Source organism: Mycobacterium pinniadriaticum (assembly GCF_026242045.1).
GTDB lineage: Bacteria > Actinomycetota > Actinomycetes > Mycobacteriales > Mycobacteriaceae > Mycobacterium > Mycobacterium pinniadriaticum.
The window spans coordinates 72017-98504 of the sequence record NZ_JAPJDO010000021.1 but is presented as its reverse complement, the minus strand read 5'-3'; the positions used below and the strand labels follow the sequence as shown (position 1 = coordinate 98504).

Below are 26488 nucleotides of genomic sequence, written 5' to 3'. Positions count from 1 at the left end.
GTCTGCGCGTTGAGCATCATCGCCCTCCAAGTACCGCTACATCCGCCGGTCGCGAAGGCCGATCCGGACGTCGAGGTGCCCTCCGAAACGGCCGAGCCAGGCGACGATGCTCCGCCAGTCGACGCGACGACAACCCTCGGCTGGAAGCAACTCGGGATGAGTTCTGCACTCTATTTCGGGGCGGCGAACGCCACCCAGACCGCCTCGATCCCCACCCCGGACGGGCTCACCCCGATCACCCTGTCCGGAATTCTGCACTCGGCGACCAACATCCCACAGGGCTACATCGAAGCAGAAACCACCGACGGGCAATATCTCGGCACGGTGCCCGTCCCCGACCTCACCGCGGGCCGCACTTCGGCGCCGTTCAGCATCGACGTCAGTTCAGTGCCGGTGCTGCACAATCAAGCGCAACTCAACATGGTGCTGCGAATGACGGCAGGAGACACCGTCTGCGGGCCGCCACCGGCGTTGGTGATCAGTGGCTTCTCAGTCACGTTCAGCGGCGACTTCAACCAGCCCATATCCCTTCAGCAGTTCTTCCCTGCAATCGCCCCCAACGTCGACATCTACGTCGACCCGCAACCGACAGCATCGGAAAAGCTGACGGCACTGAGCCTGGTTGCAGCGCTCACTCGCCGGTATCAGCCCGCAACCGTCCGAATCAACTTGCGCCAGTTGGCCCGTACCGATCCGGCACCCCCGCCTGACGGCGACAATCTGACCCGGGCCATCGTGATCCGTGATCTCAAGGAAGTCGACAATCCCGGCGTCCAGCTGGTGACCGACCCGATGCAGCGCCCCTATGTCGTCATCACCGGCACGGGGCCGACTCTCGAGCAGCAGGTGGCGTTGTTCCGCGAAAAACTGCTGACCGTCGCGCAGACCGACAGCGTCACGGTGAACGCCGAGAAGGTGGCCCCGACGCAGGGTGCCCGGATGGCAACCTTCGGCCAACTTGACATCTCGGGGGGCGCCTCAGTTCTCGGTGAGGCCACCATCTCACTGAATCTGAGCACGTCGTCCTTCACCCTCTCCAAACCCGGGATGATCGAGGTTCATCTACTGGCCAACTACACACCCGTCGACGACAACGAGAAGGGCACTATGGTCGCGGCCGCTGGTGGGATCGTGTTGAAGACGGCACGGCTAGACAGGTCCGGGCGGCTAGACACCACTTTCAGTATCCCGGCGGAGATCGCCGCTCGCAACACCGGACTAGTCCTCACGGTCAGTTATGAGCCGGGCGCCGGTGGGTGCACGCCGCGCACGGTTCCGATGAATTTCCAGGTCGATCCGGGCTCGACCGCCGCGGTCAAGGCCGGCGGCGCGGTATCGATGGGTGGATTCTCTTCTCTACCACAAGCATTCATTCCCACTTTCCAGGTGGCAATGGATGGCACAGACCCAGACGAACTGGCGCATGCTGCGGCCATCATCGGGCTCGTCCAGCAGATTTCGTCCATCGAACTGCGCCCGATTCTGGTGAGCGTTGACCAGGTGGCCGCGAGCAATTCGAGCGCATTGATCATCGCGAATGCCCAAGCGGTACACAAGCAGAACCTCGACCCGCCGATCGACACAGTGGGCAACCTGTCCAACGTCGACGTCCCGGCGGACGTAATCGCCGATATCCCGACGGGTTTAGCTTCATTACAGAGCTATTCTCAGAACAACCGGACAATTGTTCTGCTCACCGCTTCCGCAGGCTGGGATATGGCTAAGCCACTATTCGACTACCTCGGTGGTCTGCAGGGCGGTTGGCGTGATCTCGGTGGTGACGTCCTAGTCGCTGGCCAGATCTCGAGCCCGCAAACGCTTACCGTGCGTGCCAGCGGTCCGGTGCCTCTGGCGGACAATCCGGGCACCAGCTGGCTGAAGTGGGCATGGTTGAGTGGCGCCGTCGTCGGAGTCTCGATCATCGCCATCGTCTTCGTCCTGCTCATCCGGCGCCGATCCGCGAAGGCTCGAGATTGACGGCTGTCGTCGACACAACGCCGCCGACGACGGCGCCCGAACCGCTGACGCCAGCCCCAAAGCGGCGCCGACGGAACATCGTGCGGCCAGTAGCGTTCTACGTGGTCTTCTTCTTGATCTACGCGATCGTCGGCTATTGGCTTTGTCGGGTCGGCTATGTCAACCCCGACGCCGCCGCGCGCGTCGGCAACGCAGGCTACACGATGATGAGCCGCTATCCCCATCTCGGCGCGGTCGGATTCGTGTGGAATCCGTTGCCCAGCTTCGTCGAGATACCGCTCTTCAGGCTCACGTACTGGAACTCGTTCATCAGGACGACGGGCTACGTAGGAGCCATCCAGAGCGCACTGTTCATGGCCGGCGCGGTATTCCAGGTCCGCGGGATCGCCTTCGATCGCCAGGTGAGCACCCTGGCTCGTTGGCTTGCCATCGCAACGTTCGCCTTTCACCCAATGGTGGTGTTCTACGGCGGCGACGGGATGAGCGAGGGCGCCGAGTTGTTCCTCTTGCTGTGGGCGTGCCGGCACCTGCTGAGGTGGCTCAGGAGCGACGCGCCTGTCAATCTCGTCATGTGCGGCGTAGCTCTCGCATTGTGTTATCTGACCCGTATTGAAGCAGTCATCGCTCTAACTGGCACGGGCGTAATAGTTTTCGCGGTGTCCACGGTGCGCAACCGGCCGGGGTGGGGTTGGCGTGGCGCAACGCAGTTGGGAATCCACGACGCAGTGGTCGTCTCATTCCTGCCGCTTTTTGCGGCCCTTACCTGGGCACTGTCCAGCTGGCTGCTGGTGGGTAGCCTGTTCGACTCCCTCACCTCGCAGTACGGCAACACTGCACAGGTTGCGGCGTCCGGGATCGGCACTCTCACCCAGGCCGTCGGGTTCGATGGCATCACCTATAACATCGCAGCGCAGCTCTTGGGTATGCAACCGCTGGTCATCGTGGTGGTGGCGATGGCGCTGGTTCGCGCCGTCCGGCAACGATGTATCGACATCATGGCCCCTCTGGCGATGTTCGGTTCGATCCTGGTGTTCCAGGTATACGCCATCTATACCGCCGCCACATTCGGCTGGTTCCGCTTCTTCATAACGGCGGTACCCCTCGCCGTCGTGGCATTGCTTGTCACAACGGCACCTGGGCGCCGAGGCGATCGCATCCCGTTTTTTCACTCACGCCGCTCACCCGTGTGGATGGTCCCGATGCTGGTCTTCGTGCTGATCAGCTCCTTTCCGGCGGCGTGGGCATCGATGATGAACCCGGCGATCGGAAAAGAAGAGTTCGGCGTGCGTGCGGTGATCTGGCCAAATCGCTATTCCAAGTCCGAGCACTGGGCGTTCTGGGGTGGTGAGCTCAGTCGCAATACCGCCGTATGGTTCGACAATCAGAACCTGCCCGACGGTTCAGTATTGGTCGATACCTTCTCGCTTGCCAAGACCTGGCTGGCCTCAAACCATCCAAAGCAGTTCACGATCCGTAGCGACTACGACTTCTTCGACAAGGTCAATTCGCCACTGACCAATGGGGTCCGCTACATCTTGGTGCCCAAGCCCACCGGGCTGGGGGAACTGGACGCGATCAACCTGCGCTACCCCACCATGTGGGTCGACGGCGCCGGCCTGGCCACCCTAGCCCTCAGTGTGGTCAACCCGCAGGGCTTCGAGCAGTTTCGCATTTATCAGATAAACGGTTCCGCCTGAAGCGATCTCAGCCGAGCTTGCGCAACCGCGGCTCCAGATCCTTCTTGAACAGCTCCAGGAAGCGGCGCTGGTCCTGTCGCGGGTCGTGGAAGACCAAGTGGTTGAGGCCGTAGCCCACATACTCAGCGACCTTCTCCACGGCCTCGTCCGGATCGGAGGCGACGATCCAGCGCTTGGCCACCTGCTCGATGGGCAAGGCGTCGGCGGCCTTCTCCATCTCGATCGGGTCGTCGATGCTGTGCTTCTGCTCGGCGGTCAGCGACAGCGGCGCCCAGAACCTCGTATTGTTCAGCGCCAGCTCGGGATCGGGGTCGTAGGAGATCTTGATCTCGATCATCCGGTCGATGTCGTCGGGGTTCTTGCCCGCCGCCTCGGCGCCCTCGCGCATGGCGGGAATCAGCTTGTCCTTGTACAGCTCTTCGCCCTTACCGGACGTGCAGATGAAGCCATCGCCCGCGCGGCCGGCGTACTTGGCCACCTGCGGGCCGCCCGCCGCGATGTAGATCGGGATACCGCCCTCGGGCACGTCGTAGATCGAGGCGCCCTTGGTCTTGTAGTACTCGCCTTCGAAATCGACCCGGTCACCCAGCCACAGCTCGCGCATCAACCGCACCGACTCCCGCAGTCGCGCGTAACGCTCCTTGAATTCCGGCCACTCGCCCTCATATCCGGTGGCAATCTCATTGAGCGCCTCCCCGGTACCGATGCCAAGGAAGATCCGGTCCGGATACAGGCACCCCATGGTCGCGAACGCCTGGGCGATGACCGCCGGGTTATACCGGAAGGTCGGAGTCAGCACCGACGTGCCCAAGATCAGCCGCGTGGTCCGCTCACCGACCGCGGTCATCCAGGCCAATGAGAACGGCGCGTGACCACCCTCGTGACGCCACGGCTGGAAATGGTCACTCACCGTCGCGCTGTCCATCCCGTGCGCCTCGGCGAGCACCGCCAGCTCGACCAACTCGCGCGGCGCGAACTGCTCCGCCGACGCCTTGTATCCCAGTTTCAGTTCAGCCACATCCTCGTTTCTACTCCCCTCGGCGCCGCCGCGGGCCGGCGAGGTCCCGCCCACGGGCCCGCCGCGGCGTGGTAGGCAGCGTCGCGGACCGCTGGCGCGAAACGCCTAAACTCGCTCCCATGGCGCTGGCCCTGACCGCTATCACCGAACACGTCCACATGGCGCAAACACCACTGGTCAATTGGACGGTGGTGACCGGCGATGCCGGGGTGATGCTGATCGACGCCGGCTTCCCCGGCAGCCGCGGCGACGTCCTGGCATCGCTGGCCGAACTCGGATTCGGCCCGGCCGACGTGACCGCGATCCTGTTGACCCACGCCCACATCGACCATTTCGGCTCGGCCATCTGGTTCGCCAAGACGCACGGGACGCCGGTCTACTGCCACGCCGACGAGGTGGGGCACGCCAAACGCGAATACCTCGAGCAAGCCTCCCCCGTCGACCTGGTGCTGCACGCATGGCAGCCGCGCTGGCTGAAGTGGTCACTAGACATCGTCGGCAAGGGCGCGCTGGTGCACGAAGGGATCCCCACCGCGGGAGCGCTGACCGAGGACGTCGCCGAGGATCTACCCGGCCGGCCGCTGGCCGTGCCAACCCCGGGCCATACCGGCGGCCACTGCTCCTACATCGTCGACGGCGTTCTGGTCAGCGGCGACGCCCTGGTCACCGGCCATCCACTGGCCCCGCACAACGGCCCGCAGCTACTGCACCGGGTGTTCAATCGCGACGAGGCGGGCTGTGTGCGCAGCCTGTCCGCGCTGGCGATGCTCGAAACCGATGTGCTGATTCCCGGCCACGGCGACCTGTGGATCGGGCCGATCCGGGAGGCGGTACGGCAAGCGACGCCGCACTGACCCCGGCCCCTATCCCGCAGTCGCAGAAGATATTCTGCGAATCCGGAAGCGTCTTGAGGAACGCCACGGGAAACACGTCGGCCTCGCTGGCCAGCGGCTCGGCCAGCCGGGCGTAGCCGGCGCTGACGTACAACGCTTCGGCTTCGGGCTGACGGTTACCGGTGGTCAGGTACACCCGGCGGTAGCCCCGCTGGGCAATCGCAGACTCCAGGGCACCCAGGAGCATCGTGGCATACCCCCGCCGCCGGCTTGCGCTGTCGGTCCAGATCCGTTTGAGTTCGGCGGTGTCGGCATCGAAGCGGCAGAACGCCCCGCCGGTCACTGGGCGGTCGTCGAGCACCCCGATCAGCATGCCGCCATCGGGCGGGGCGAACTGCCCGGCGGGATGGCTACGCAACCAGCGCATGACCCCGGCCTCGGTGCCCTCGTAGCGGGTGGCGTACTCGACGGCGAGTTCGGCCAGCAAGGGTTGGGCCAGCGCGTCGTCCTCGCGGACGGAAACGAAACGCAATGCGTTCACGGGATCGAGTGTGCCCTGTCGATCTGCTTCCGGGAAAAATTGACACCTGTAAAGTCGTGGCCCATGGACAACATCCGAGGCAAAACCATCGCCATCACCGGCGCTGCTCGGGGTATCGGTTTCGCCACCGCCCGCGCACTCGCCCAGCGCGGCGCGCGGGTGGTGATCGGCGACCGGGACGTCGCGCTCGAGGAGTCCGCCGTCGCGCAGCTGAGCAAGCTCGGCCCGGTCTCGGGCTACCCACTCGATGTCAGCGATCCCGAATCGTTCGCGACGTTCTTGGACAAGGCCCGTGCCGACGGCGGCGGCCACATCGACATCCTGATCAACAACGCCGGCGTCATGCCGGTCGGGCCGTTCCTCGACCACTCTGATCAGGCGGTGCGTACCGCCGTGGAAGTCAACTTCTACGGGGTGCTCACCGGTTGCCGGCTGGTGTTGCCGGAGATGCTTCGCCGGCGCGCCGGCCATATCGTCAACATCGCTTCGATGGCCGGCATGATGGCCGTTCCGGGCCAAGCGCTCTACGCCGGCACCAAATTCGCGGTGGTGGGCCTGTCCACCGCGCTTTCCGACGAGTACGCGGGACAAGGCGTCCAGATCAGTTGCGTGATGCCGTCATTCACCAACACCGAGCTGATCGCGGGCACCAAGGCGACCGGCGCCACCAAGCCGGTGCAGCCCGAGGACATCGCTGCCGCGGTCGTCAAGACCTTGGACAAGCCGAAAACCGCTGTTTCGGTGCCGTCTTGGTCGCGCCCGGTGGCGGGGGCGGCCGCGCTCCTGCCGACCCGCGGCCGGCGCTGGCTGTCCAAGAAGATGGGAACCGACCGGGTGTTCCTCGACTTCGACGTGACCGTGCGCGCGGCCTATGAACAGCGCGCCCAGACCGCCACCGGCGTGCTGGAAACCAAAGACGACGAAAAGGACTAGCCGAGAACCGGTACGGCGTCCCCGGGGCGGTAGCGTTCGACCGCTTCGATATGGGCGAGCAGGACTTCCGGCTCGACGGTGTACAGCGCGCCCTCGTCCTCGCCACCGGTACCGACGAGAACGGCGTTGACCCGCTCGGGGAAATCGTCGTCACCCCCGGCGGACGTGATCCAGACGCGGGTGACCGGCTCGTACCCCTCGTCGACGACCGGGGCGGCCGACGGCTCATAGAACCAGCTGATCAGGGTCTCGGTGGAGAACTCGGCGTCGAACGTCCACCCGCGCGACGTCAGCCACTCGTCGAATGTCTCGACCGCCTGCGCGAGTTCGACGTCGACGTCGTCGATGGTGTCCATCACCGCATCGGGAATCCAGCGCGCGTCGCGACTGGCCTGCCGCTTCTTGCGGCGGGCCTTCTTGGCATCGGAGTTCCGCGACACCGCTAACCCAGTGCGCGATCCAGGTCGGCGATCAAGTCCTCGGTACCCTCCAGCCCGACCGAGATCCGCACCACGCCGTCGCCGAGCCCGATGGCGGCGCGACCCTCGGGTCCCATCGCGCGGTGAGTAGTGGTCGCCGGATGGGTGATCAGCGACTTGGCGTCACCGAGGTTGTTCGAGATGTCGATCACCTGCAGCTTGTCGAGCACCTCGAACGCACGGTCTTTGGCCTTCCCCTCGGGAGCGTCGAGTTCGAGGGTCACCACGGTGCCGCCGCCCGACATCTGCCGCTTGGCCAGGTCGTGTTGCGGGTGCGAGGCCAGATACGGGTATCGCACCCAGCGCACCGCGGGATGCTCCTCGAGGAACTCGGCGACCCGCTGAGCCGAGGCGTTGCTGTAGTTCACCCGTACCGACATCGTCTCCAGGCCCTTGAGCAGCACCCAGGCATTGAATGCGGACAGCGCAGGACCGGTGTGGCGCATCAGTTTCTGCACCGGACCGTCGATGTATTCCCTGTCGCCCAGGATTGCCCCGCCGAGCACTCGGCCCTGGCCGTCGATGTGCTTGGTACCCGAGTACACCACCACGTCCACGCCCAGCGGGAAACCCTGCTGCAACAGTGGGGTGGCAAAGACGTTGTCCAGCACCACTTTCGCCCCGGCAGCGTGCGCCATCTCTGATACCGCGGCGATGTCGACCAGCGACTGCATCGGGTTGGACGGCGTCTCGAAGAACACCGCCTGGGTCGGCACCGAGAGCGCCTGCTCCCACTGCGAGAGGTCGTCGCCGTCGACGAGGACGGTTTCCACACCCCAGCGGGGCAGAATCTCGTTGCATACCACGAAGCACGAACCGAACAGGCTGCGGGCGGCGACCAGTCGGTCCCCGGCGCCCAACAGTGCCCCCAGCGAGGTGAACACCGCGGCCATCCCCGAGGCCGTCGCGAACGCCGCGGGCGCACCCTCGATCAGCCGAAGGCGCTCCTCGAACATCGAGATCGTCGGATTGCCGTAGCGGGAGTACACGTAGCGGTCGATATCGCCGGTGAACGCCTTCTCGGCCTCGGCCGCCGAGGAGTAGACATAACCAGAGGTGAGATACACCGCCTCGGCCGTCTCCTCGAATCCGGAGCGCAGCAGCCCGCCCCGAACCCCGATGGTCGCCTGGCTGACCCCGTCGGGCAGCGGCGCGGGGATTCGCACCGACGGCACATCGGGTTCGCTCATGACTGCTTCCAGGGCAGGCCCAGCGCGCGCCAGCCGTCGCCGCCACGGTGGCCGTCCGCGTCGAGCTGACCTTCGAAGCCGTCAAGCATGTTGTAGGAGGGCGCAATTCCCGCCGCGGTCGCGATCTCGGCGGCGGGGATCGAGCGATTGCCGGAGCGGCACATGAAGACGACCGGGCGCTCGCCGGGTGTGACGCCGGCGGCGATCAGTTCAGCCACGAAATCGTCGTTGTGCTGACCATTGCCGCGATTCCACTCCACGAACACCACGCGACGGCCCAGGCTGGACAGATCGGGAACCCCGACCCACCGCCATTCGGCGTCGGTGCGGCAGTCCACCAGCACGGCCTCGGGGTGGTCGCTGAGCAGCTTCCAGCTCTCCTCCGGGGTGATGTCTCCTGCATAGCTCACCTGCGTGAGTCTTCCACACCCACCTGGGACGAACCGATGGTCCCTCGGTCCCGCTACATAGGACCGGGCGAACAGACCGTCCACTCACCGTCTTCGCGAGTGAACGTCATCGGTGCCTTGATCTTGTCATCGGGCGCGCGCTCGAAATGGTAGACGACGGTGGCGGTGGCCCGGTCGCCGTCGATGGCCACCCCGGTGACGTCGTCCACGTATCGGGCGCCCTGCGTCGCTGTGGATTTCTGTTGGCGGGCAAGGACTTCAGCTTCGGTGCCCTGCTGTGCGGCGCAGGTGTACTTGCGGAAGTCCGGATAGCTGCCGCGCTGCAGGGCGTCATTCTGGCCGATCGCGGCGCGGCTCACCTTCAGGTCCTCACTCATCGGCTGGTCGCTGAGCAGCCAGGTGATCCCGACCACGGCGAGCACCACCAGCGCAACACCCAGCGCGATCAAGATGGGCATCGGGCTGGCGCCGTCGCCGTCGCGTTCGGTCATGGCTGCCACACCCGGTGCAGCGCGGTCGAGACCTGCCGCACCCGGTCGCGGGCGGCGGTGACGTCGGACCCGGTCGCCATCGCGACGCCGAGCCGCAACCATGCAGAACCGTCGTGACGGCCCAGCAATCGCACGTCGCTCTCCGGCACGACCAGGGCCTCGGCCAGCACGGCGTGGTTGATCTCCGGGGTGCTGGTGTGGTCGTCGGTCCCGCTGTAGATGACTTCGGCGGCGCCCGGCGAGATCATGATGGTGTCCACCGGCAGGCCGAGGACGGCGCGGGCGTGCAACTCGAACTCCGACAGCCGCTGGCTGCGCAGCGTGACCAATCCGCTGTCGTAGGGCCGCACGCTGACATCGGAGAAGTACACCTCGTCACCACGAACCAGCAGCTCCACCCCGAACACCCCGCGCCCGCCCAGCGCCCGCACGATCCTGGCCGCCACCGACTTCGCCGCGCCCAGTGCCGCCACGGTCATCTGCTGCGGCTGCCAGGACTCCAGCACGCCGCCGTCGAGCTGGCGGTGGCCGATCGGCTCGCAGAAATGCAGAGCCGGGCCCGCCGGTCCATCGGTGCGCACGGTCAGCAACGTGACCGCGTAATCGATCTCGACGACCGTCTCGGCCAGCACCCGGTTGTGCGGCACCCGGCCACCCGCGGCGACGGCGCGCTGCCAGGCCGGCTCGACGTCGTCGGGACGCAACAGCACCGATTGCCCCTGACCGGGCACCCCGATCACCGGCTTGACGACCAGCGGGAACCCGGCGTGCTCGGCGACGGCGGTCAGTTCCTCGACGGACCCCGCGAACCAGAACGGCGCGGTCGGCAGGCCCAGTTCGTCGGCGGCCAGCCGGCGCATCCCCTCCCGGTCCAGGCTCAGCTGGGTGGCGTAGACACCCGGAACGACCTGGGTGGTTCCACTGTCCGCGACGGCCCGCAGCGCGTCGATGGCCACGGCGTTGGTGTCGACCACCACGTAGGCCGGCTCGACCCTGGCGATGGCGGCGGTCAGTTCCTCGGGGTCGGTGATCTTCACGACGAGGGCCTCGTCAGCGACATCGTGAGCCGGCGCTTCGGCGTACCGGTCGACCGCGACCACCTCGGCTCCGAGCCGCTGAAAGGCCAGCACCAGCTCGCGGCTCAGCTCACCAGACCCGATCAGCATCACACGCATGATGCCCAAGGATAGGTGGGCTCATCCCCGCGCAGGCCAATGCCAGGACGGCTCGTCGAGCAGACCCTGGCCGAGGATCGCCGTCTGGCCCAGTTCCGATGTCGCCGGCCCGGCGGCTCCGACGTCCTTGGTGAGCTCGATGGCGTTGACGTCGCCCTGCTGGCGGCGCAGCGCATCGACCAACGCCGCGGAGTGGGTGACGACCACAACCTGGGAACGCTCCGAGGATCGTGCGATCAGCGCGGCCAGCGCTCCCAGTAGGTCCGGGTGCAGGCTGGCCTCCGGCTCGTTGAGCACGGTCAGTTCGGCGGGCCTCGGGGTGAGCAACGCGGCGATCCACAGCAGATAGCGCAGGGTCCCGTCGGACAGTTCGGCCGCCGTCAACGCCCGCAGCATGCCTGGCTGACGCAGGGTGACCTCGAAGCGGCCGGCATTGCTCTGGATGTCCACCCGACTACCGGGGAACGCCTCGTCGACCGCTTCGATGAGCGCGCCCGCGTCACCGACCTCGGCGATGGTCTGCAACGCCGCGGCAAGATCGGCACCATCATGACTCAGAACCATTGTGCGGGTGCCGATCTGGGGCAACCGCGCGGGCGCGGAGCGGTCGGTACGAACATGATCGTAGAACCGCCACGACCGCACCCGCTCGCGCAGTGCCAGCAGTTCCGGTGCCGCCTGCGGGTCGGCGAGCTCGCTGAGCATGCTGTCGAACGGCCGCACGGTGGTGGCCGCGGTGCGCCAGCCGCCCTCGGCATCGCGAATCGACACCGAAGGACCGGAGCGCTGCGCCAGCAACGCCGACGGTCGCAGCGCCGGCCCGGCCCACACTGCCTCCGATTTGATCTCGGGGTCGAGGTTGAATGCGGTGTTGGCGTCTTTGGGCAGCCCGAAGTCGACGGCGTAGCCGAAGTCGTCACCGGCGAAGCCCAGCTTGAGGCTCGCCGGCCCCTTCTTGCCCTGCCCGGCCCACATCGTGGAGCTCAGCCCACCCTCGCGGGCGAGCGCGTTGACCGAGCCGTTGCGCGCGGTGTCGGCCAGCAGCCGCAACGCCCGGTAAAGGCTGGATTTTCCGCTGCCGTTCGGCCCGGTCACCACGTTGCACCCAGATAACGGCACAACCAGCCGGCGCAGTGAGCGGTAGTTCTCCACGGCCACGGTGTCGAGCACGACCCCAGCTAACCAGGCGGCGCCGACAACCCCGCCGGGTTGCGACCGCTACACGGCGATGGCGGCGGGAATCGGCACGGCGGGGGCCTCCGGCTGGGTGCCCGGCACGGTGGTGTACGGCCACAGATCCGGCGGGATGATCTGATTCCCGGTCACCCCGGTCAGCCGTGCGATGAGCTGTGCGGGGATGTTCGTCAGCTGGTAGAGGACGGCGCCCACGAATTGAATCGGCAGTTTGAACGGTTGCGGCATGTCGGCGGTGAGGCCGTCGAAAAGCGTGTACACGACATAGGGAATGGTCGCCGCGATGGTCCGGATGACGAGGGCCACGTTGGTGGCGATATCGGGATAGCCGTACATGTCGATCGCGTCCGTCAGGGCCAACTTGAGGGCGTCCAGGCCGGGATCCAGCGGCGCGTAATCGTTCGCGGCGCGGTCCATCAGGGGTTTGCCGGCCGAATAGGGCTCCGGTGCCAGCCCGAAGAGTTCGGCCACCGTGGGTGTGACGTCGATGTTGAGGTAGGTGTTGTTGATTGCTCCCGGCGTGAAGTCGGCACCATTGGCGATCACGAACGTGGTTGTTTCCCAAGGTGTTTGGAAGCCATGCGCGCGCATGTCCGAACCGAGACGAATGGTCGGCCACGGCACCTGACCGTGGTCGGTGGTCACGATCACCGTCCACGGTTCATCGATATGAGCGGCGTTCCAATCGTCCACCGCCGCCATGATGTAGCCGACGTTTTGGTCGACGTTGCGCAGGGCGTTGGCGTACTCCGGCGACCCGGCGTCATACTCGTGCCCGGTGTTGTCGACCCCCACGAAGTAGCTGAATTGGAAGCTCGAGACGCCGGCCGTGGTGCCCTCGATCGCGTCGACGGACGCCTGCCCGACCAGGTCGTCGGTGTCCAGCCAGCTGTTGTTGTACTTCTCGTAATAGAGGATGTTGTCGGCGGGGGCTGATCCCGCGCCGGCGATCTGGGCGATGTTCGCCCAGTCGGCGATCGCCGTGGTCTCGATGGCCGGATCGTAGGTCTCGAGCTGATTGAAGATCGTCGGCCACTTGTCGTAGGTCCACGGGGTGAACACGTTGTTGATCACACCGGCTGTCTCGCCCCACACGCCGGTCAAGATCCCGGTCCACGACGGGTTGGAGATAGTGGTGTGCCCGACGATCGTCGACACGGCGGTGGTGCCGGTGTTCATCAGGCCGAGAAGGTTGACGTTGGCGTCGTCGGCCAGGATCGCACTGAGATTCGTACCGTCGATTCCGATCACCAGCACGTGGGTCGGGGTACTGGCCTGGGCGCTGACCGAAGCCCCACCGCCGGCCGCGGCCACGGCCGTTGCCGTCACCACCGCCCCGCGACGGCTCCGGCCCGTCGCCGGCGAGGCGGTCGACGAGGTCGCACCCGGCGAGGTCACCGGAGCGACCCCGAGCGTCGATAGGGTCAACGAGATCAATTCGGCCGCTGTCTTTTTCGAGGTTCGACCGGCCGCTGCCGGCTTGCGGGCCGCCGACACCGACGCCCGCGACACCGCGGGTCGGGTGATCGCGCCGACCGGGTGGCGGGTCTGGGTGTGCGGACGAGTGCGAGCGCGCGGTCCTGCGCTCGGCGAGCCGGCCTTCGCGGCGCTTGACGACGGGCCGGCCTCGGAGTGACCCGGTTCGGCATAGGAGACCGCGGTGGCGACCGACGAGCCCAGCCCGAAGATGCCTGCCGCTGCTACTCCGACGCACACTTGTTTGGCGCGACTCATCTGTCCACTCCCCGACCTCGTTCGCCAATGACCAGCGACAGCTCTGCGGCAACCATCTAAGATCCCCAAGAGCCGCTCGCCGGCAATATCTTTACTTGCCCCCGGCGAAGTCCGCAGCAAAGTTCGGAAAACGTGCAGTGGCGCCGCGGCAGAACGCCGATGAACTTGTGGTCAGAGATTCAAATCCATACGAAACGCGGTCATCGCGGCCAGCACGGCGGTGAACACCCGATGCGCGGCGGCGAGATCCTCGTCGGGCAGATCGGCCATCATGTGGTGGGTGTGGGTGGCCAGCGGGGTGAAGAACGCCCGGCCCACCTCGATGCCGTGGTCGGCGTAACGCAGGATCACCTTGCGACGGTCGGTCGGGTGCGAGTCGCGGCGCAGGTGCCCCGATTCGATCATCCGCTCGACCAGATAGGTGATCGCCGCACCGGACAGGCCCATCCGGGTCCGCAGTTCGCCCGCCGTCAAGGGGGTTCCGGCATTCTCGGCGACCATGACGTGCACCAGCGCACGGAAATCGTTGGCCGAGAGGTTGTGGATGCCGGCAAACGCCCGGCCGATCTGATCGGATTCGGCCGACAACGCCTGGACGTCGGACACCACGGCCGATTCCAGCGCGGGCCGGCCGGATGGGTCCATGCCACCAGGCTATCCGTTCAGTAGATGAACCGTTAAGAAACTGAAGCTATGTTGGGGCAATGCACCGAGCACCTGACACCGGGAGCCCGCTGTGGGATCGGATTGGCGCGCTCCTCAGCAGTCGCCACTCCTGGCTGTTGGCGCTGATCGTCGCATTGATCGGTGGCGGGCTGATGGGCGCTGTCGGGCAGAGCGCCTCGGCCGACCAGTCACCGGTGGCCCTGCCTCCCGGCGCCGAATCTGCCCAGGTCTCGAGGCTACTGACGGATTTCCCGGGCGGTGACGCGGCTCCGGTGATCCTGGTCGTCACCCGCAGCGACGGCGCGAGGCTGACCCCGGCCGATCTCGCTGCCGCCGAAGCGGCCCGGTCGCGCATGGTCGCCGCGACCGGCGCGGGGGGGCCACCCATCCCGGTCACTCCCTCGAACGACGGCAAGGCCGCGCTGGCCCCGGTGCCGGTCGACTCCACGCTGTCCGGCTTCGCCCTCAACGACAACGTCAAGGCGCTGCGGGAGGCGGCGAGGGCCGGCCTGCCCGGCGACCTGACCGCCAGCGTCACCGGCGGCCCGGCGTTCGGGGCTGATATCGCGAACGCCTTCGCCGGAGCCAACATCACGCTGCTGGCCGTCACCGGCGGGGTGGTGGCACTGCTGCTGATCGTCACCTATCGCTCCCCGGTGCTGTGGTTGGTGCCGCTGCTGGTGATCGCGTTCGCCGACCGGGTCGCCGCGGTGCTGGGCTCGGCCATCGCCGACGCCACCGGCCTGGTCGCCGACGGTTCGACCTCGGGCATCACCAGCGTGCTGGTATTCGGTGCGGGGACCAACTATGCGCTCCTGTTGATCTCGCGCTACCGGGAGGAATTGCGCACCGCGCCAAACCATCGCCGCGCGCTGCACACCGCGGTCCGGTTCGCCGGCCCGGCGATCGCCGCCAGCAATGCGACCGTGGTGCTGGCCTTGCTGACGCTGCTGCTCGCCTCATCACCCAGCACCCGCAGCCTCGGGGTGCAGGCTGCCTCGGGGTTGCTCGTCGCCGCCGTGTTCGTGCTACTGGCGCTACCCCCGCTGCTGGGCTTGTTCGGCCCGAAGCTGTTCTGGCCGTTTATTCCTCGTGCAGGAACCGAGGACGCCACCGACACCGGAGCCTGGCATCGGGTCGCCGACTGGGTCTCCGATCATGCCGGGCGGGTCGCCATCGCAGCCACCGCGGTGCTGGCGGTGCTGGCTACCGGGCTGCTGGCAACCCCGGTGGGGCTCAACCAGATCGATCAGTTCCGGGTGAAGGCCGATTCGGTCACGGGCTATGAGACACTGGCCGCACATTTCCCCAGCGGACTCACCGATCCGACCCGCGTCATCGGCAGCACCGACAAGAGTGCGGCGATCGACCGGGCGATCCAGGACACGCCGGGCGTCGTCTCGGTCAACCAGGTCGGCCGGTCTGATACCGGGCTCGCCCAGTGGCAGGTGGTGATCGCCGCCGAGCCCGCCTCCAGCGCCGCTTTCGATACGATTGCCGCCCTTCGTGATTCGGTCCACCAAGCCGATCCCCACGGCTTGGTGGGAGGCTCCGACGCCCAAGCTCTGGACGCCAGGAACGCCGCGATTCGTGACCGCCGGGTGGTGATCCCGGCCATCCTGATCGTGGTCCTCGCGGTCCTCTACATCCTGTTGCGGGCCGCGTTGGCCCCGCTGGTGCTGGTGGCCGCGACCCTGCTGTCCACGATGGCCGCCCTGGGGCTCGGTGGGTGGGTCAGCGTGCACCTGCTCGGATTTCCCGCCCTGGACAACACCACGCCGTTGTTCGCGTTCCTGTTCCTGGTCGCGCTCGGGGTGGACTACACCATCTTCCTGGTCACCCGCGCCCGCGAGGAGACCCCGCAGCACGGCACCCGTGGCGGGATCGTGCGTGCGGTGTCGGCGACGGGGGCCGTCATCACCAGTGCAGGCATCGTGCTGGCCGCGGTGTTCGCCGTCCTCGGCGTACTACCCCTGATCGTGCTGACCCAGCTGGGCATCATCGTGGGCCTGGGCATTCTGCTGGATACTTTCGTGGTGCGCACCGTCGTGATCCCGGCGTTGTTCACCCTGATCGGGCCGGCGATCTGGTGGCCGGCATTCAGCCGCGGGGACATCGAGCCGCCGCAGGCGCGTACCGTCGTGTCATGACGCACGCCGCCGCACTGCCGCCACTGCACATGCGGCGCAACGGGTTCGACCCGACACCCGAACTGCGTGACATCCGCGATGGCCGCGGCGTGGTCACCGCCGTCAACGCGTTCGGCATGCAGGTCTACCTCATCACTCGCTACGAGGACATCAAAGCGGTGCTGTCCGATCACGAGCACTTCGCCAACGGCAGGCCGCCCGGCTTCGCGGTGCCCGGCGCCCCGGTGCTGCCCGAGGAGGAACAGTCCGACCTGCGCGCGGGCAACCTGCTGGGCCTCGACCCGCCGCAGCACACCCGGCTACGCCGGATGCTCACCGGCGAGTTCACCGTGCGCAGGATGAAGGCGCTGGAGCCGCGCATCGTCGAGATCGTCGCATCCCGCCTGGACGCGCTCGAACAGGCCGGCGCCCCTGCTGATCTGGTCGCCGAGTTCGCGTTGCCGATCCCCTCCCTGGTGATCTGTGAGCTGCTCGGCGTACCGTACGCCGACCGCGACGACTTCCAGCGCCGCAGCGCCCGTCAACTCGACCTGTCCATCCCGATCCCGGAACGCGTGGAGCTGGTTCGGCAGGGCCGCGAGTACATGGGCTCGCTGGTGGCCTCGGCCCGCCGGCTGCCGGGCGAGGATATGCTGGGCATGCTGGTGCGCGAGCACGGCGATGAGCTCAGCGACGCCGAGCTGATCGGGGTCTGTGCGCTCCTACTGCTCGCCGGCCACGAGACGACGTCGAACATGCTGGGCTTGGGCACGTTGGCCCTGCTGCGGCATCCCGACCAGCTCGCCGCCGTCCGCGACGACCCGGACGCGATCGGCCCGGCCGTCGAGGAACTGCTGCGCTGGCTGTCGATCGTGCACAGCAGCATCCCCCGAATCACCACGGCCGACGTCCAAGTCGCCGGTGTCGCGATCCCGGCCGGCAGTCTGGTGCTGGCGGCGCTGGCGTCGGGAAACCGCGATGCGATGCTGGTCGGGAACCCCGATGTACTGGATGTCCGTCGGGAAGTGTTGAGCCACTTGGCCTTCGGGCATGGTGTGCATCACTGCTTGGGTGCGCCGCTGGCCCGTATGGAGATGCGGATCGCGTTTCCCGCACTGCTGCGGCGTTTTCCGCGGTTGGCGTGTGCCGAACCGTTCGACGAGATCGAATTCAAGCCGTTCCATTTCATCTACGGACTGAGGTCGCTGGCGGTGACCTGGTGAAGGTCAACGTACGGCCGCCGGTAACTGCGTGATGGTTGCGGGCGACGCGTTGAAATACCCGGCTCGGTAGGCCGAGTATTCGCACGAGGTCGCGGCGAAACTTGTTGCCATAGCTTGATGAACAGGCGCCGACTGCCTGAGCAGTCGGCGCCCGCCATCATCTGAGCCCGACGGCGTCGCGTGGACGCCTGACCTTTCTACCTCCCGGAGCGACCGGAGCCGCCGGTCCTCTTGCCCGCGGAGGCCTTGCTCGCGGTGCCGCTGGCCGCCTTGCTGGCGGAGGCAGCCTTCCTGGCGGGGGTAGCGGCGGCGGTAGTCGTCTCGCCCTCTTCGGGGCTCACCACCGACCCGTCGACGCCATCCGCTCCGGAGATACTGAAGATCCCGGACCCGCCCCGGCCCCCCTTGCCGGGAGTGGGCACGGCAGGAGTGGCACCTTCCGCCGCGGTGGCGGTGGCATCTCCGCCGTTGCCGCCGTCCCCGCCGACCGTGATGATGATGGCATGGCCGCCGGTACCGCCATCGCCGCCGTTCGCCTGTGAAGCCCTGCCGTGCGACGTCGCCGCTCCGCCGGACCCGGCGTTGCCGCCGGCACCGACGACCATTGTGCCGCCGGATCCACCTGTGCCGGCGTTGGCCACCGCGGAGTTCCCGCTCGCCTTTGCCGTGCCACCGTCACCGCCCAGGCCGCCGGGGCCAAGCAGGCCGCCGCCGCCCGAACCACCGGAGCCTGCGTCGGCGGTCGAGTCCTTGCTGCTCGCGGCCGCCGAGCCGCCATCGCCGCCATCGCCGGGGTTTCCGAAGCTCGACATGCCGCCGGAACCGCCGTCACCGCCGGTGGAGTACTTTCCCGACAACGCCGAGCCACCGGCCCCGCCGATGCCACCCGCGCCGACGAACGTCCCGCCGCCGGCCCCGCCTTGGCCGGCGGTGGAGGTGAAACCTTCTTCCTCGGTGTCTTCTTCGCCGCCACCCGGGTTCGCAGGCGGGCCACCGCCGCCTTCTTCTTCCTCCTCCAGCGGTCCTGCCTGGGTGCTGCCACCCGCGCCACCTGCGCCACCTGCGCCGAGGACAGCGCCCCCGCCAGCGCCGCCGGCACCGGCGATGGCGTTGCCGGCCAACGTGAATGCCCCGCCGCCGGCGCCACCGTCACCGGCGTCACCGAGCACGAAGCCGCCTCGGCCGCCTGCGCCGCCATTGGCACCCGCCGCGTCGCCGGTGGCAAGCGGATTTTCCAGCGAACCGTCCGAACCACCGGCGCCGCCCTGGCCGCCATTGCCGACCAGGAAGGCTCCGTTGCCGCCCGCCCCGCCGGCGACAGCTGCACTCACCAGCACACCGTTCTCGTCATAGACCGCGTCCACACCGGCGCCGCCGTCACCGCCGTTGCCGAAGATGAAGCCGGCGTTGCCGCCCCAGCCGCCGTTGGCACCGTTTCCACCGTTGCCCCAGAGAATTCCGGCGTTGCCGCCATTGCAGGCATCACCGGTGCAGTCGAGCGGCGCGTCGGCGCCATTGCCGATGAAGAACGAGATGAAAGAGCCGACGGAGTCGGTGACCGCGGCCGCGTTCGGAGTGACGGAGTTGGCGACGGCGAAGGCCTTCGGCTTGTGGTCGCCGGCCAAGCTGGCCGGGTCCAGCAGAACGGCGAATCCGGGCCTCGCCGAGGACAGGGCCGTGGCGCTGGTGTCTGCGGCCACGCTACTGCCCGGCGCTGCCGGCGCCGATGACTCGCCGGCCGGGAGTGCTTCGGCAACGGCGGCCGGTGCCGCCCCCGAGCCGCCACTCGTGGCGCCGTCCGAACTACCCGATGCCGACGTCGTCAGCGGCGAACTCGCCGCGGCCGGCGCGACCTCCAGCAGCTGTCCGGACGGGGCTTTCAGCACCGCACCGGCCACTGACGGAGTTCCCGGTGGCGTAACCACAATCACCGAAGCGCCGACGATAGCTACTCCCGTGGTCATCAACGGAATGATGGGCCACCGGCGTCGACTCGGCTCGACGGACGGACAGGTGTCAGAAGTGACAGCGCTCATGCGACTGCTCCCCCTCGTTAATTGCCTTCTCGGCGTTGGATTTACCTAACGACACAAGTGAATACGGGATGCTCCTGATCTAGGAGGGCCCCAAGGTCGAAGCACTGCAGTGACGAAAGTCCCCAGATGTAAAGACCACAGGGGTTAAAATTCAGCAACGATCTCTATTCACAGGACGAATTCGCTGTAATGCGGAGCTGCCGTTCACTCATTGGTAACCTGGCTGCGCTATTGGGCCGATGTCACGAAACCCGGCGCAGTCGGGAGACGCGGCCACACTCGAGGCGTTGCAGGGCTGACCGTCAGGCCCCGTACTCCTCGCGGTGCCCCTCGAACACGCCGGCACGCACCAGCAGCAGCACGCTGACGACCAAGACCCAGACCGGAAAGGCCAGCACCAGCCACATGCTGATGTCGCCGGAGACCAGCAGCGCGGCCGCCAACAGGTAGGTGGCGATGACCAGCCAGCGATGCATCAATCCGGTACGCAGCCAGATGGTCGCCAGCGAGATCATGAACACCGCCGCCATCCGCACCGCGTACGTCTTCGACAGCGTCAGCACCACCATCTGCCCGAAGGTCGCGATATCGGTGTAGGCGGCGGTGTCGTGATCCAACGCCACGTTGCTGCCGGAGAGTCCGGCACCGATCGCGCTCGTGGCGAACATCATCGCCAGGAACAACAGCCCGCTGCCCAGCAGAACCGTTCCGAAGAACTTGTCCTCGAACCGGCCCAGACCGTCGCGCACCACACCGATGAACCACAGAAAGCTGATCCCCGCGAACGGCATCAGGATCGCCGCGACCTTCATCTTGCCGCTCGCCGCGTCCAGCCACTGTGAACCGGGTTCTGCCCCCTCCGGCAGCGAGGATCGGATCAGGATGAGGTTGGCGCTGAACAACAGCGCGAATACCACGCCGGCCGCGGCGGCCGCACGTGGCGTGGTCAGGCGTTTCAGCGTGGGCGAGCGTTTAGCGCCAATGTTGGAGTCGGGCACGTGGCCATGGTGACAGATGTCAAGGCTGCCCAGGCAGCAGACGCACCATCAAACCGTGGGCTTCTGCGCAAACCGTCCCCTCCGGGTCGATCAATTCGGCGTTGACGAAGGCCTTGCGCCCCTCGGCTTCCCGCAACCAGCCGCGCGCCGTCAGCTCGGTGTTGATCGGCGTGACGTTGCGATAGTCGACGTGCAGGAATGCGGTCCGGCTGATCGGGCGTCCGGTGGCATGGATGACCATGCCGAACACCGAATCGAACAGCAGCGGCAGCACACCACCGTGCACGGCGTAGTTACCCCCGACGTGAAACCGGCCGAAACTCACGGTCAGCTCGACGGCTTCGGCATCGAACTTGCTGACGTGGTACGGCGGCATCAGCAGGCTGCCCGCGCCGGGAAGGCTGGGAACCCGGTTGGCCGGGCCCACCCCCTCAGCCGCCTCGGACGGGGCCAGCAACGCCACTAGCTCCTCGACACGGTCGGCGGCGGCGGTCCAGGTGTCCGGATCGGGGTTGGCCGACACCGCCAGGTCCTGGGCTCGGCGCATGGCGGCCAGGAAGCGGCCGAATCCCGGTCCGGGACGGGCGGGTTCGAACTTCGGGAAACCACCGTGCTTGTAGTAGTCAGGGTCGAGTTCGAATTCCGCTCGGCTGGTCGGCTCTTCGCGCGAGCGCTCATCGCTCACGCGCGGGCCGCCAGGATGTCGCGGCGCACAATCGTCTGGTCCCGTCCCGGCCCGACCCCGATGCATGAAACATGGGCTCCGGCAAGCTCTTCCAGGCGCAGTACGTAGTCACGAGCCTTGGCCGGCAGGTCCTCGAACTCGCGGGCCCCGGAAATGTCCTCCCACCAGCCGGGCAGTTCTTCATAGATCGGTTCGGCGCGCGCGATATCAATCTGCGTCATCGGCATCTCGTGGGTGCGTTTGCCGTCTATCGCGTAGCCGACGCACACCGGCACCGTCTGCAGGCTGGACAGCACGTCGAGTTTGGTCAGGAAGTAGTCGGTGATGCCGTTGACCCGGGTGGCGTAGCGGGCGATGACCGCGTCGAACCAGCCGCACCGTCGCCGGCGCCCGGTGGTCACCCCGATCTCGCCTCCGGTCTTGGCCAGGTACTCGCCATTCTCGTCGAACAGCTCGGTGGGGAACGGCCCCGAGCCGACCCGGGTGGTGTAGGCCTTCAGGATGCCGAGGACCGTGGTGATGCGGGTCGGTCCGATACCCGAACCGACGGCCGCACCGCCGGCCGTGGGATTGGACGACGTGACGTAGGGATAGGTGCCGTGGTCGACGTCGAGCAGGGTTCCCTGCGAGCCCTCCAGCAGCACGGTCTCGCCGGACTCGAGCGCGGTGTTGAGGACCAGCCGGGTGTCGGCGATGCGGTGTTTGAAACCCTCGGCTTGGGCGAGCAACGCCTCGAGGACCTCGTCGGGGTCGAGTGCCTTGCGGTTGTAGATCTTGACCAGCACCTGGTTCTTGAACTCCAGCGATGCCCCGATCTTGGCGGCGAGCAGGTCGCGGTCCAGGACGTCGGCGACCCGGATACCCATCCGGGCGATCTTGTCCTGGTAGCAGGGGCCGATGCCGCGGCCGGTGGTGCCGATCTTCTTGCTGCCCATGTAGCGTTCGGTGACCTTGTCGATGGCCACGTGATAGGGCATCAGCAGGTGGGCGTCGGCGGAGATCAGCAGCCCCGAGGTGTCGACGCCGCGGTCCTCGAGCCCGGCGAGCTCGGTGAGCAGCACGCCCGGATCGACGACGACGCCGTTGCCGATGACGTTGGTGACCCCGGGGGTCAGGATGCCCGAGGGGATGAGATGCAGGGCGAAGTTCTCGCCGGTCGGCAGGACGACGGTGTGCCCGGCGTTGTTACCGCCCTGGTAGCGCACCACCCATTGCACCCGTCCACCGAGCAGATCGGTGGCTTTCCCTTTGCCCTCGTCACCCCACTGGGCGCCGATGAGGACGATTGCCGGCATGGCGTTTCTCCTGCTTATCAGCAAAACACACGACCCGCCGATCTTAGTGGCTCCCTCGGAGCCAGGTTGTCGCGCTGGTCTTACATCGTGCGTGCCGAGTGGGCCCGGTGCGTGGACCGTGCTGCCGGCCGGCTCTTGGACACGGTTCCGGTGTTGCGTGCGGAGGGCGCAGATCCGTGGCGCGCAGGCCGGTGGCTGCCGGTACCGGCTCGTGAGGCCGTGCGGGCCGAACCAGGGCTAGCTGGGCTCTTCAGCGTCTCGATGCCCACCTCGACGGCCGCGGCCAAATCCTGCTTGAGTTTCTCGGTGTCGATGTCGCCGTCTTCATACAACCTGGCAGCGGTGGGCTCACCGGATGGGATCGTGCGGTCGTATCCGGTTTCGATCAGCACCCGCAGGACCGGTTCGGTTACGTCGACCAGGCGCGGGGCGATGCCCATCGCCCGGAGCGGGGCCAGAATCGGCAATTCCTCGGTGGGGATGAGGTAATAGGTCGTGTTCGTGGCCGCATTGTGCTCGACGACGGTATTGGGGTCGTACCGCGGGTCGTCGGGGTCGAGCGTGACGAGTGAATAGTCGTGAACGGTGAGCCCCATCAGGGCGTTGAGGTCGGCGAGCACATTCTGCGGGTACAGCGGGAAGTCCGACATCGGATCGTATTGGCGGGCAATGTCAGCGGTGGGATATGCCGCGTCGGTCTGCATCGGGCCGGCGAAGGTCCAGTCCAGGTCCGCCAGATACAGACCGGGGAACCGGGCAGTGAGCCCGCCGTTGGGGCGGGTCGGATTTCCGATCAGCACGAACGACACCGAACCGACCGGTTCGCCGGTGGCTTGGGCTTCAGCGAGGGACTGCATCACGATCGAGCAGATGACCGCACTTTGCGAGTATCCGAACACGACGAGATCGGTGTTGGAGTCTCGGCCGGATTCCAGCGCGGCGAGCAGAATTGTCACGCCCCGCTCGATGGAGGTGTCGATGGTTTCATCATCCCGACCGCTGAACGGCCAGAATTGCTCGGGCGTCGTCAGCGGGCCGGCCGCGACTTGCTCGCCGAGGGCGGGGTTGATGAAGTGGCGAACCACCAAATCCATCCACTCCGGTTCAACCACAGGCATACCCGAGCCGGTCATGATGAGCGCTTCGGTGGCCATCAGCCGGTACGGCAACATTCGCGCCGCCTTCGTCGGCCGAGACTCCGCGGTGCCGGCAACAACGACGCAACAACATGTGATTAGCATTAACGAAAACCCAACGGATGAAACATAATTCGCTAACAGGCGGTCGCGTTGCAATTTCCCCCGTGTCATTGCACCCACACCGACAAGGCTACGGTCCACGCCCGCCGATCGCGCGCTGAGAGGAGTCTCGTGAACAGTGACCACGGACACACCGTCGTGCTCAGATTCGGCCACCGCACAACGCCTTCCGTCCTGAGACAACTGCCGGTGGTGACTATCGGCGGCCCAGACGACATCGATGCGGCGACGGCTGCGGCCCGCCGAGTCGTCGTACTCGGCTCCGCGGCCGACCTGGCCACCGTGCTGACCCGGCTGATGCGCATCGATCGCCTCGACGTCGAAGTCGCCCACGCGTCGGGGTGGCGCGGCGCCCGGCGCGCCCTGACCGGTGTGGCACAACGCATTCCACTGATCCGCGACGAGACCGGGACGGTGGTGGCGCAGGCGGCGTTCTGGCTTCCGCCCGGCGAGGACCGGGTGATCCACGGTGAAGCCGTCGTCGACGACGACGTGCTGTTCGACGGGAAGGTGACGGCCGTGCGGATCGAGCCGACGACCTCGATGCCGGGCCTGCGCGCGGCCGCATTGACGGGCCGGATGCGTCCGCGGCGCTGGCTGACCGGCCGGGCCGTCCAACTCGGAACCACCGGCGCCCGGGTGGTGCGCGACGGCGTGCCGATGCCCCGCGAGGTGAAACGGTCGGCGTTCTACCGGCACACCACGGGCTGGCTGCGGGTCTCCTGACCCCGAGGTCGGCGCCGCGTGTCGGGTAGTTTCGTGAGGTGAACATCCGTCCGCTGCGCCAGTCGGTGCGGCCCAGTCCCGTCTTCCTGGTGATCGTCGCGATCACCGTCGGCGGCGGGGTGCTGTCCTGGCTGGCCGCCGAGACGGTGCGCCCGCTGTCCTATGTCGGTGTGTTCATCTTCGTCATCGCAGGCTGGCTGGTGTCGCTGTGTCTGCACGAGTTCGGCCACGCCTACACGGCCTGGCGGTTCGGTGACCATGACGTGGCGGTTCGTGGGTACCTGACGCTCAACCCGCTGAAATACTCCAGCCCGCTGCTGTCGCTGGGCCTTCCGCTGCTGTTCATCGCGCTGGGCGGCATCGGTCTGCCCGGCGGGGCGGTCTACGTCCGGACGGCGTACATGACGCCACGTCAACGAACCCTAGTCAGCCTGGCCGGGCCGGCGGCCAACCTGATCCTGGCCGTCGTCCTGCTCGGCGTGACGCGGACGTTCTACGACCCCGGCCACGGCGTGTTCTGGTCTGCGGTCGCGTTTCTGGGTTTCCTGCAGATCACCGCGCTGCTGTTGAATCTGCTGCCGATCCCCGGTCTGGACGGATACGGGGCACTGGAGCCGCATCTGAGCCCGGAGACGCAGCGCGCGGTGGCGCCGGCCAAGCAGTTCGGGTTCTTGTTCCTGATCGTGTTGCTGCTGGCCCCGGCGCTGAACCGGTGGTTCTTCTCGGTGGTGTTCTGGTTCTTCGACCTGTCCGGGGTGCCCGGGGCGCTGGCCTCGATCGGGGCCCAGCTGACGCGTTTCTGGTCCGCCTGGGTCTGACAAGGACCGAGGCGGGGGGCAGCGATCCCCTCCGTCGTTGCCCCCCGGCGGGTCCATACCCCGGTAGGCATTGCTCAATCTAGCGAGCCGTGAGCGTTCTGTGAGCTACTTCACAAGAAATCTCGGCACAAATGTTAGGTCTGGTGAGCCTTACCTACGCGCGACTCATAGGTCTGCCGGATATCGGCATCACCGTCCAGCATCCGGTGGTCGGCCCCGAGCAGGCCCATCACCGCGGCACGTGCCCGAACGGGCAGGGCACCGTAGACCGCGGCGACCGGACCCAACCGGCGCGGTACGTAGACCGAGCGCCTACCCCGGCGGACCGCGTCCATGACCGCCGCCGCGACGACCTCCGGTGAGCAGGACCGCATCAGCCAGTGGTCGGGGATTCCCGCGGACAGCTCGGTGGTGACCATGCCGGGATACACCGTGGTGAACACGATCCCCGAGGACGCGGCCTCGAGCGCGACGGCCTCGGTGAAGCCGGCCACCGCGAACTTGGTGGCGGAGTAGGTCGACACCCCGCCGAAGCCCATCCTGCCGGCGGCCGACGCGATGTTGACCACGTGTCCGGTGCCTCGCGGGGCCATCCGCTCGATCGCGAGCTGCGTCCCGTAGATGACACCGGTGACGTTGATCGCGAGTTGGCGCTGAATAGACTGGGCCGGCTCGTCGACCAGCGGCGTGACCGGCATGATGCCGGCGTTGTTGATCAGCACGTCGACCGGACCGAGGGCCGCGGCCGCCGAGTCCAGGAACTCGGCGAAGCCGGCCCGGTCGGCAACGTCCAGCCCCGCCGACCAGCAGCCGAGCGCCCCGGCGGTCTTTTCGGCCAGGTGCACGTCGATATCGCCGATCGCCACCTTGGCACCGGCTTCGATGAAGGCCGCCGCGATCGCCGCCCCGATCCCCCGGGCGCCGCCGGTCACCGCCACGACCCGACTCGTGAGATTCGTCTTCGCCATGTGTTCTCTTCCT

At 67.1% G+C, this 26488-nt stretch carries 23 protein-coding genes and 1 pseudogene; 8 read left to right on the top strand and 16 right to left on the bottom strand.

Annotation, left to right across the window (positions count from 1 at the left end):
* Window positions 1-156: 156 nt before the first annotated feature.
* Window positions 157-1977, top strand: coding sequence for a hypothetical protein (locus ORI27_RS21225; RefSeq protein ID WP_265998923.1), 1821 nt, complete (start codon window positions 157-159; stop codon window positions 1975-1977).
* On the top strand, window positions 1974-3674 hold the full coding sequence (locus ORI27_RS21220; protein WP_265998924.1) for a hypothetical protein: 1701 nt from the start codon (window positions 1974-1976) through the stop codon (window positions 3672-3674). Before ORI27_RS21225 ends, ORI27_RS21220 begins: the two co-directional genes overlap by 4 nt.
* A gap of 7 nt (window positions 3675-3681) precedes the next feature.
* On the opposite strand, the gene fgd is transcribed toward ORI27_RS21220, so the two are convergent.
* On the bottom strand, window positions 3682-4692 hold the full coding sequence (gene fgd, locus ORI27_RS21215) for a glucose-6-phosphate dehydrogenase (coenzyme-F420) (protein WP_265998925.1): 1011 nt from the start codon (window positions 4690-4692) through the stop codon (window positions 3682-3684).
* Between the two features lie 119 nt (window positions 4693-4811).
* Between fgd and ORI27_RS21210 the strand changes: the two genes are divergently transcribed.
* Window positions 4812-5546: an MBL fold metallo-hydrolase gene (locus ORI27_RS21210; protein WP_265998926.1), complete on the top strand. Its 735-nt coding sequence runs from the start codon at window positions 4812-4814 to the stop codon at window positions 5544-5546.
* Window positions 5547-5592: 46 nt separating this feature from the next.
* Here ORI27_RS21210 and ORI27_RS21205 read toward each other — a convergent pair.
* Window positions 5593-6066, bottom strand: a pseudogene (locus ORI27_RS21205) (GNAT family N-acetyltransferase); the annotation flags it as partial.
* 63 nt (window positions 6067-6129) lie between these two features.
* Between ORI27_RS21205 and ORI27_RS21200 the strand changes: the two are divergent.
* A complete protein-coding gene (locus ORI27_RS21200; RefSeq protein WP_265998927.1) occupies window positions 6130-6999 on the top strand; it encodes an SDR family oxidoreductase in 870 nt (289 codons plus the stop codon).
* On the opposite strand, the gene ORI27_RS21195 is transcribed toward ORI27_RS21200, so the two are convergent.
* The 8 genes from ORI27_RS21195 to ORI27_RS21160 form a co-directional block, all read right to left on the bottom strand.
* The gene (locus ORI27_RS21195; protein WP_265998928.1) at window positions 6996-7439 is read right to left on the bottom strand and encodes a hypothetical protein; all 444 of its coding nucleotides are present in this window, start codon (window positions 7437-7439) and stop codon (window positions 6996-6998) included. The two genes, ORI27_RS21200 and ORI27_RS21195, sit on opposite strands and share 4 nt — an antisense overlap.
* Before the next feature lie 2 nt (window positions 7440-7441).
* Complete coding sequence (locus tag ORI27_RS21190; protein WP_265998929.1) at window positions 7442-8668, bottom strand: O-succinylhomoserine sulfhydrylase; 1227 nt, start codon at window positions 8666-8668, stop codon at window positions 7442-7444.
* Window positions 8665-9078, bottom strand: a complete 414-nt coding sequence (locus ORI27_RS21185) for a rhodanese-like domain-containing protein (protein ID WP_265998930.1) — start codon at window positions 9076-9078, stop codon at window positions 8665-8667. Before ORI27_RS21185 ends, ORI27_RS21190 begins: the two co-directional genes overlap by 4 nt.
* Window positions 9079-9131: 53 nt before the next feature.
* A complete protein-coding gene (locus ORI27_RS21180; protein ID WP_265998931.1) occupies window positions 9132-9569 on the bottom strand; it encodes an Rv0361 family membrane protein in 438 nt (145 codons plus the stop codon).
* Window positions 9566-10744 carry a formate-dependent phosphoribosylglycinamide formyltransferase gene (gene purT / locus ORI27_RS21175; protein ID WP_265998932.1) on the bottom strand — a complete coding sequence of 393 codons (1179 nt, stop codon included), beginning with the start codon at window positions 10742-10744 and terminating at the stop codon, window positions 9566-9568. Before purT ends, ORI27_RS21180 begins: the two co-directional genes overlap by 4 nt.
* 21 nt (window positions 10745-10765) lie before the next feature.
* Window positions 10766-11914, bottom strand: a complete 1149-nt coding sequence (locus tag ORI27_RS21170) for an AAA family ATPase (RefSeq protein ID WP_265998933.1) — start codon at window positions 11912-11914, stop codon at window positions 10766-10768.
* Window positions 11915-11962: 48 nt separating this feature from the next.
* Window positions 11963-13672 (bottom strand): alkaline phosphatase family protein, encoded by a 1710-nt coding sequence (locus ORI27_RS21165; RefSeq protein WP_265998934.1) that lies wholly within the window; start codon window positions 13670-13672, stop codon window positions 11963-11965.
* 171 nt (window positions 13673-13843) lie between these two features.
* Entirely contained in the window at window positions 13844-14317 is a 474-nt protein-coding gene (locus tag ORI27_RS21160) for a MarR family winged helix-turn-helix transcriptional regulator (protein WP_265998935.1), read from the bottom strand.
* Between the two features lie 59 nt (window positions 14318-14376).
* Here ORI27_RS21160 and ORI27_RS21155 point away from each other — a divergent pair, with 59 nt between their 5' ends.
* Both ORI27_RS21155 and ORI27_RS21150 read left to right on the top strand, forming a co-directional pair.
* Window positions 14377-16488: an MMPL family transporter gene (locus ORI27_RS21155; RefSeq protein ID WP_265998936.1), complete on the top strand. Its 2112-nt coding sequence runs from the start codon at window positions 14377-14379 to the stop codon at window positions 16486-16488.
* A complete protein-coding gene (locus tag ORI27_RS21150) occupies window positions 16485-17690 on the top strand; it encodes a cytochrome P450 (RefSeq protein ID WP_265998937.1) in 1206 nt (401 codons plus the stop codon). The genes ORI27_RS21155 and ORI27_RS21150 overlap by 4 nt, the downstream gene beginning before the upstream one ends.
* A gap of 197 nt (window positions 17691-17887) precedes the next feature.
* Here the strand turns inward: ORI27_RS21150 and ORI27_RS21145 are convergent, their stop codons facing one another.
* The 5 genes from ORI27_RS21145 to ORI27_RS21125 form a co-directional block, all read right to left on the bottom strand.
* Window positions 17888-19654 (bottom strand): hypothetical protein, encoded by a 1767-nt coding sequence (locus ORI27_RS21145; RefSeq protein ID WP_265998938.1) that lies wholly within the window; start codon window positions 19652-19654, stop codon window positions 17888-17890.
* 374 nt (window positions 19655-20028) lie between these two features.
* Entirely contained in the window at window positions 20029-20724 is a 696-nt protein-coding gene (locus tag ORI27_RS21140; protein WP_265998939.1) for a hypothetical protein, read from the bottom strand.
* A 19-nt stretch (window positions 20725-20743) separates the two neighbouring features.
* Window positions 20744-21409, bottom strand: coding sequence for a PaaI family thioesterase (locus ORI27_RS21135; RefSeq protein ID WP_265998940.1), 666 nt, complete (start codon window positions 21407-21409; stop codon window positions 20744-20746).
* Window positions 21406-22704 carry an adenylosuccinate synthase gene (locus ORI27_RS21130; RefSeq protein ID WP_265998941.1) on the bottom strand — a complete coding sequence of 433 codons (1299 nt, stop codon included), beginning with the start codon at window positions 22702-22704 and terminating at the stop codon, window positions 21406-21408. Before ORI27_RS21130 ends, ORI27_RS21135 begins: the two co-directional genes overlap by 4 nt.
* An 80-nt stretch (window positions 22705-22784) precedes the next feature.
* Complete coding sequence (locus ORI27_RS21125) at window positions 22785-23876, bottom strand: PE-PPE domain-containing protein (protein WP_265998942.1); 1092 nt, start codon at window positions 23874-23876, stop codon at window positions 22785-22787.
* A 198-nt stretch (window positions 23877-24074) separates the two neighbouring features.
* On the opposite strand from ORI27_RS21125, the gene ORI27_RS21120 reads away from it, so the two are divergent.
* Together ORI27_RS21120 and ORI27_RS21115 are read left to right on the top strand one after the other, a co-directional pair.
* Complete coding sequence (locus ORI27_RS21120) at window positions 24075-24689, top strand: peptidase M50 (protein WP_407666382.1); 615 nt, start codon at window positions 24075-24077, stop codon at window positions 24687-24689.
* 38 nt (window positions 24690-24727) lie between these two features.
* Complete coding sequence (locus ORI27_RS21115) at window positions 24728-25507, top strand: site-2 protease family protein (protein ID WP_265998943.1); 780 nt, start codon at window positions 24728-24730, stop codon at window positions 25505-25507.
* A gap of 134 nt (window positions 25508-25641) precedes the next feature.
* On the opposite strand, the gene ORI27_RS21110 is transcribed toward ORI27_RS21115, so the two are convergent.
* Complete coding sequence (locus ORI27_RS21110; RefSeq protein WP_265998944.1) at window positions 25642-26475, bottom strand: SDR family NAD(P)-dependent oxidoreductase; 834 nt, start codon at window positions 26473-26475, stop codon at window positions 25642-25644.
* Window positions 26476-26488: the final 13 nt, after the last annotated feature.